A 6,018-nucleotide genomic window follows, 5' to 3' on the forward strand; every position below is an offset into this window, starting at 1 on the left:
GTCGAGCTGGTGTGGGATCCGCCGTGGTCAAGAGAGCGAATGTCGGACGCGGCACGCCTGCAATTGGGGATGCTTTGATATGTCTGACTGGGTCGATGTCGCCGCGGTTGAGGATTTCCCGGTTGGCGGTGTTCGCAGCGTCGAGGTCGATGGCGCGCAGGTTGCCGTGTTCAATGTCGATGGCACTTGCTATGCAATCGAGGATATCTGCCCGCACGACGGCGGCATCCTGACAGGCGGTGTGGTGGAAGGCGACGTGGTTGTCTGTCCGCGCCACGGTGCGCGGTTTTGCATCAGGACAGGGAAGGTGTTGGCGCCGCCGGCTTATGAGGATGTGGTGGTGTTTCCGGTGCGGATCGAGGCGGGCATCGTTCAGGTGCGTGACGAGCGGTGGGATTGAAATGAGGTCAAGAGGAGGGGCTTGTCGTCTTGCTGGGCGAACACTTGAGGCGGGGTCAGGCAGCACACATCGGCGGATGGTTAACGGAGCCGCCCGTTTAACGGCCGGCCCTGACGGGTTGAGTCCAATCCCTCGTACCCGTTACTCTGGCGAAGACTTGCCTCACGCGATCGGCTGTTGTTATGAATCTGGATTTTAGACAGGCCGTACCCGGGGAGTCGGAATGGCTATTTGACACGTACAGGCGAACGATGAAGGATTTCGTTACCTTGGCGTTTGGCTGGAACGAGGCCCTACAACAAGCAGGATTCGCAAAAAGCCTTCGATTCGCGCGCGGGTGGGAACGTTAAAAACCTTGGGGTTTCGGCAGCGCACTGCCTAAAATTCGAGCGCGCACATTTGCCGGAGATCGAAATGAAGGTCACGATTCGCGTTGAGATCACCACAGACTGGAACGAAACAGAGAATTTCGAAATCGGCGAGATTGAGCGCCAGTATTGCGAGCTGGATCGGTCGAAGATCGGCTTGTCTCTGGCCGAAGGTAAAGTCGAAGGGCGGCTGGGCGAGCTTTCGCGCGGCCTGCGCGAACTACCGCGCTATGTCAGCTCTATTGATGAGTTTCCGAAGACCTCCACGCAGCGCATCCGCAAGAACGAGTTGTCGCGCGAACTTGCGGGCGTATTGGGATCAGGAGCCCATGGACTACGCGCCCGCGAAGCCGCATGCGGGCGGGGGCGCGACATGGCTGAGCTGATCGCGGGAGACCTGCGCGCCGGCGTGACGCTCGTGTGCATCGTTTCACCGGACGCTGAGTCGCTTAGCTGTTAGAGGAATCGCGCGATGCATCCATCCCATTCTTCGCGCAGTGCGGAGTGAGGCCGCGGGTACCTGACCGCTGAATTCGTCGATGTGAGCTGCGGACTGATACATCGCGGCACGCGCTGAGATTCCTCCAGGATTTGGCAAGGTACAAAGGTCTCCCCACGGCGCGTTGACTAACCAGCGGCCGATGAACGGGCTATTGTGAGCGCTCCTACAGGTCAATGACCAGCTCGCTGGACCTGGCCCGAGAGACGCAGATCATCAACGATGCGTTGTTCATCTGTTCGTCATCGGTTAAAACGTAGTCGCGATGGTCCACCTCGCCGAACAGCAGTGCGACCTCACAGCTTCGGCAAAGTCCCTCTCTGCATGAAAACGTGGCGCGCACGCCATGTCGCTCAAGGCTCTCCAGAATCGATTCGTCGGGTTCAACGACGCACCGTAAACCTCGTTTGGCAAGCACCACTGTGAAAGATTTGTTTGCGTTGGCAGGCGTTTCGCGTTCTTGCGCTTCGCTCGCCGGAGCAGCAAATCGCTCGAAGTGAATTCGCTGGGGCGAGATAGTACCTTGCTTCCCGTGCGCCACAACGGCATCCACCAGCCCGGCTGGGCCGCAACAATAAATGTGTTCCCGCGCATCCAGATCGCACATCATCCCGGCTACGCCCGGGGAAAGGGGCGCCGTCGCTTCGTTGTCAGCATGCACATGCACGCGACCACCGAGCGAATTGAGTTCATCGAGGTAGGCGGCATGCGCGCGCGTGCGAACACAATAGTGCAGCTCCCATGGGAGTTCATGACGCGCGCACCATTGGATCATGGAAAGCACCGGCGTTATCCCAATGCCTCCCGCGATAAACCGATGTCGCCGTGCCTCGGACGACAAGCGGAACTGCGCGCGCGGCTCACTGATTGTCAGCAGGTCTCCGACTCGCAGCTTGTCATGGATAAATGTCGAACCACCGCGAGATGTGCTAGACCGGCCGACACCGAGACGGTATCGTCCCGTGTCCATGGCGTCATTGCAAAGCGAATATTGACGTGTGACGTCGCCGGGCAGATGAACGTCGATATGTGCGCCAGGTTCGAACGGCGGCAATTGCGCACCATCATGGGCGCGCAGTTCTATCCCAAGGATGCCTTCAGCTTCGTGTCGGAGCGCGACTACTCTAACCTTGATCATGTAAGGCCTCCTGGACCGATTCCTGCCGTGCGTGACGCTCGTTCTCAAGCCGCTCTTTCACGGCCCATCGGAACTGGGAAAGCGCCGAATCAATACCAAAAGGCGACATCTCGAAATCGGGATCGAGTGCAAGGTTCTTTTGCTGCGCTGTGATAATTTCCCGGTCTTCGTCGAACGCATCGACTACCGACTGGTGAATTGACCGGGTAATGTCGGGCTGATCGATTGCAAAGTTGTGCGGGTGACCGAAGAAGTAATGCGTCGAATTTTCAGTCTCAGGCGTCAGCGCCTGACATCCACGAAACTCGGCCGCATCAACTCGCGTGCCTTCGCGGGCGCCCGTGCCTGCGGGGGCCATGCCCGAGTCCATGCGCAGAATCGCCGGCAACGTGAAGTCATAGATGTTCCACCGGTCCACTTTCCCAGGCCATTGCTTCACAGCGGCGGCGAACGGTGGTGCATCGGTACCCATCACCCAGCGCGTGATGCGGACGCCGTTTTCGATGCGCTCGACCTTCGGCTGTACGTTCGCATAGTCCTCAGATCCGCCAAGCGTGGTCGGATGAACGAAGGGAAGATGTGAGAAGTCGAGCAGGTTGTCGCAGATGAGCAGGTAGTTCACGTGATAGTGGATGTACCCCGGCAGACTGCTCCAGGCAGGATCGTCGAGCCAGTGGGTATCAGGAATCGCGTCAGGGTTCGCAAGCGCGGGATCGCCCATCCAGATCCATATCCAGCGATGACGCTCGACGGTCGGGTAGCTTTTCACTTTGGCTCTGGGTGGAATCCTTTGCTGCGAAGGAGCTTCAACACATGCCCCCGCACTGTCGAACTTGAGGCCGTGATACATGCAGCGCACACAATCACCTTCCCGCCGTCCGACAGAAAGCGGCGCGCCGCGATGACAACAACGGTCTTCCAGTGCAACAGTGGATCCATCGTCCTTGCGATACAAGAGGACAGGGACGCCGGTAATGACCCGCGAAAACAGCGCATCGGGCGCGACTTCATGCGACCATGCGGCCACATACCAGGCGTTTGCGATAAACATGGCTTGTCTCCTTTGATATCTATCGTTGCGCCTGTCATCGGGCGCTTGACTGCACGATAGGATTGCCGCCATCATGCGTCAAGCTAATGGCATTAATACAGGTAATGCACACGATGCATATCAAGGATCTCGACCTGAACCTGCTGGTTGTTTTCGATGCGCTGTTACGCGAGCGCAGCGTCACACGGGCAGCGCAGGATGTCGGCCTGACGCAAGGCGCGATGAGTCACGCGCTGAACCGGCTGCGTGCGTTTTTCGACGATCCGCTGTTCGTCAAGACGACGGATGGCATGACGCCAACGCCCAGAGGTGAACAACTCGGCACGACGGTGTCGGAGGTGATTGCGGCGATAAGGCAAAACGTCGTGGCGGAGGCCCGATTCGATCCCCTAACGGCACAACGCACGTTCGTGCTTTGTATGACCGACATGGGCGAGCTGGTCTTTCTGCCACCCTTGATTCGCCGACTACGGAAGCTGGCCCCGCACTGCACCCTGCGGTCGGTCCAGGTGCCTTTGGAGCAAATCGAGAGCATGTTGTCGTCCGGTGAGGCGGATCTTGCGCTCGGTTCGATCCATGCAGCTCCCGAAGGCCTCTTTCAGCAGCAGCTATTTATGCATTCGTTTGTCACGCTCGTCAGCGTACGCAATCGGAAGGTGGGGAAGACACTGACCCGCGCGCAGTTCGAGGCGATGCCGCAGATCGTCGTTTCACTGACGGGTCGCGCCAGTGCGGCGTATGACAACGCGTTCGACGCTTATGGGATAAAAAGGAATGTCTACCTCACTACGCCACACTTTCTTGCCGTGCCGCATCTGATCGACGCGCATCCCGACCTGATTGCCACTGTCCCTCTTGAACTTGGGACAGTCTTCTCGAAGCTTGGCACCGTCAAGGTCGTGCCTCCGCCAGTCCCCCTGCCGCCGTTTGCGCTTCGCCAGCATTGGCATTCCCGCTTTAATACTGATCCGGCCAATGTCTGGCTGCGCCACCTCATCAAGGAGACTTTTGAGCGCTACCCTCTCGTCTCTGAACAGTAGCAAGAGCGAATGGGTGGTCTCCCGATGTTGGCTCCGGACTTGATCGAGCCGTTCCTCACGCAGGGCCGTTTCTCTTGAGGTCGACTGTGCGCGACCAGCCTCAACCATGAGGCTTCCGTTCGTCATTGCATGTCCGGCACGGGCACTGTCACGTTGACGGGCCGACGACGCAAAACTGCCGGGGGACATGTGTTTGCTCAGACGGCGAACGGATTCTGGGCGAGTTCGGTGAAACGATGCCACGCGTCAAAACGCAGAGCGAGCTGTTTGCGGTAGAGAGACGGGCGCAGCAAATGTCGCTTGAGCGCGAAGTGCTGCCGGATCGGTCCGAAGCTCGAGAGAAACGCCTGGGTGCGCTTGGGGTCGCGAAATCCGCGCAAGCGCCGCTCACGTTCACGCGTAGGCTGATGGCTATTTTCGGCCCGATTGTTCACGCGGGTTGCAGCCTTGACGAACACGTGTTTGACGTTTGCCAGCTCGGGGATCTTGGACTTCGCGGCCGGATAACTGCGTAGCTGGTCGGTGACGATCTTGCGCGGCACCGGGCATGAACGAAGCACGCGCTTGAAGAATCGTTCGGCTGCGGCCGTGTCGCGCCGCTTCTGCAGCAGGATATCGAGTTCGGCGCCGTGCTCGTCGACGGCGCGCCACAGCACATAAGGTTCACCGCGCAGCGTGACGAACAACTCATCGAGATGCCAGGTACTGCCCGGTTTGCGCCGGCCAGCCTTGACGCGATGCGCGAACCCCGTGCCAAATTTATCGCACCATCGGCGCACGGTTTCGTAACTCACCACGATGCCGCGCTCGAACAGCAACTCTTCAATGTCGCGCAAGCTCAACTGAAATCGGAAGTACCAGCGAACGGCGCAACTGATAACCACCGCCGGAAAGCGATGACCGTGATAGAGCGATTTGGAATTATTCATCTCTCGATTCTACGCGACCACCTTGGCAACGTGACAAACCCGCGCCGGGGAAGCCTGCTCGTTGACGGCTGGATTGACTTCAGGGTCCGTACTTTGTGTCAGACTGACACCCCAGCACTTTTGTCGACCATCTGCTTGACTTCGGGGATAGCCGAACGTTTTCGCTTCAGGGCGGTCCGTGGGCTGATCGAGTGAGGAAGATTGTTTCATGCTGAACAGGTCGCGCTGCGGCCAGATAGTCGGGGTCCTTGCAGCTCCCTTAGAACTCGGACCATGCGGTGTAAGCCAGTTATATCCTTGGAAAGCAGGCAATGGACAAGCTAGACATGATGCGGCTATTCATCCGCATAGCGGAAGAAGGGAGCTTTACGGGCGCTGCTTCGCGCCTGAACATCCAGACAGCCAATGCGTCGCGAGCGGTCTCGCAACTGGAGTCGCATTTGCGCACGCGTCTGCTCAATCGCACTACTCGCCACATAGCCCTGACCGAGGCGGGCCAGCGCTATCTGCACCGATGCGAACGGATACTCGCCGATATCGACGAGGCCGAAGCCGAGGCGGCGGATGCGCAAGCGAGACCTTCCGGACGGCTG

The 6,018-nt window shown here is 58.9% G+C and carries 7 protein-coding genes and 1 pseudogene; 5 read left to right on the top strand and 3 right to left on the bottom strand.

All coding sequences use genetic code 11. The annotated features are described in order from the left end of the window. The 3 genes and pseudogenes from FVF58_RS54060 to FVF58_RS50535 all read left to right on the top strand — a co-directional run. Positions 1-78, top strand: a pseudogene (locus tag FVF58_RS54060) (FeS assembly SUF system protein); the annotation flags it as partial. Between the two features lies 1 nt (position 79). Next, entirely contained in the window at positions 80-400 is a 321-nt protein-coding gene (locus FVF58_RS50525; RefSeq protein ID WP_149676915.1) for a Rieske (2Fe-2S) protein, read from the top strand. 414 nt (positions 401-814) lie between these two features. Next, positions 815-1,228, top strand: a complete 414-nt coding sequence (locus tag FVF58_RS50535) for a hypothetical protein (protein ID WP_149676916.1) — start codon at positions 815-817, stop codon at positions 1,226-1,228. Between the two features lie 205 nt (positions 1,229-1,433). Here FVF58_RS50535 and FVF58_RS50540 read toward each other — a convergent pair whose 3' ends face one another. Next, a complete protein-coding gene (locus FVF58_RS50540) occupies positions 1,434-2,405 on the bottom strand; it encodes a PDR/VanB family oxidoreductase (RefSeq protein ID WP_149676917.1) in 972 nt (323 codons plus the stop codon). After that, on the bottom strand, positions 2,392-3,456 hold the full coding sequence (locus FVF58_RS50545; protein WP_149676918.1) for an aromatic ring-hydroxylating dioxygenase subunit alpha: 1,065 nt from the start codon (positions 3,454-3,456) through the stop codon (positions 2,392-2,394). Before FVF58_RS50545 ends, FVF58_RS50540 begins: the two co-directional genes overlap by 14 nt. A gap of 113 nt (positions 3,457-3,569) precedes the next feature. Between FVF58_RS50545 and FVF58_RS50550 the strand changes: the two genes are divergently transcribed. Further along, on the top strand, positions 3,570-4,496 hold the full coding sequence (locus tag FVF58_RS50550) for a LysR family transcriptional regulator (protein WP_149676919.1): 927 nt from the start codon (positions 3,570-3,572) through the stop codon (positions 4,494-4,496). 197 nt (positions 4,497-4,693) lie between these two features. On the opposite strand, the gene FVF58_RS50555 is transcribed toward FVF58_RS50550, so the two are convergent. Then, complete coding sequence (locus FVF58_RS50555; protein ID WP_149676920.1) at positions 4,694-5,425, bottom strand: IS6 family transposase; 732 nt, start codon at positions 5,423-5,425, stop codon at positions 4,694-4,696. A 311-nt stretch (positions 5,426-5,736) separates the two neighbouring features. On the opposite strand from FVF58_RS50555, the gene FVF58_RS50560 reads away from it, so the two are divergent. Beyond that, positions 5,737-6,018, top strand: a 282-nt coding sequence (locus FVF58_RS50560) for a LysR family transcriptional regulator (protein ID WP_149676921.1), incomplete at its 3' end; no start/stop codon positions are given.

Origin of the sequence: Paraburkholderia panacisoli (genome assembly GCF_008369935.1) — a bacterium.
Taxonomy (GTDB): domain Bacteria; phylum Pseudomonadota; class Gammaproteobacteria; order Burkholderiales; family Burkholderiaceae; genus Paraburkholderia; species Paraburkholderia panacisoli.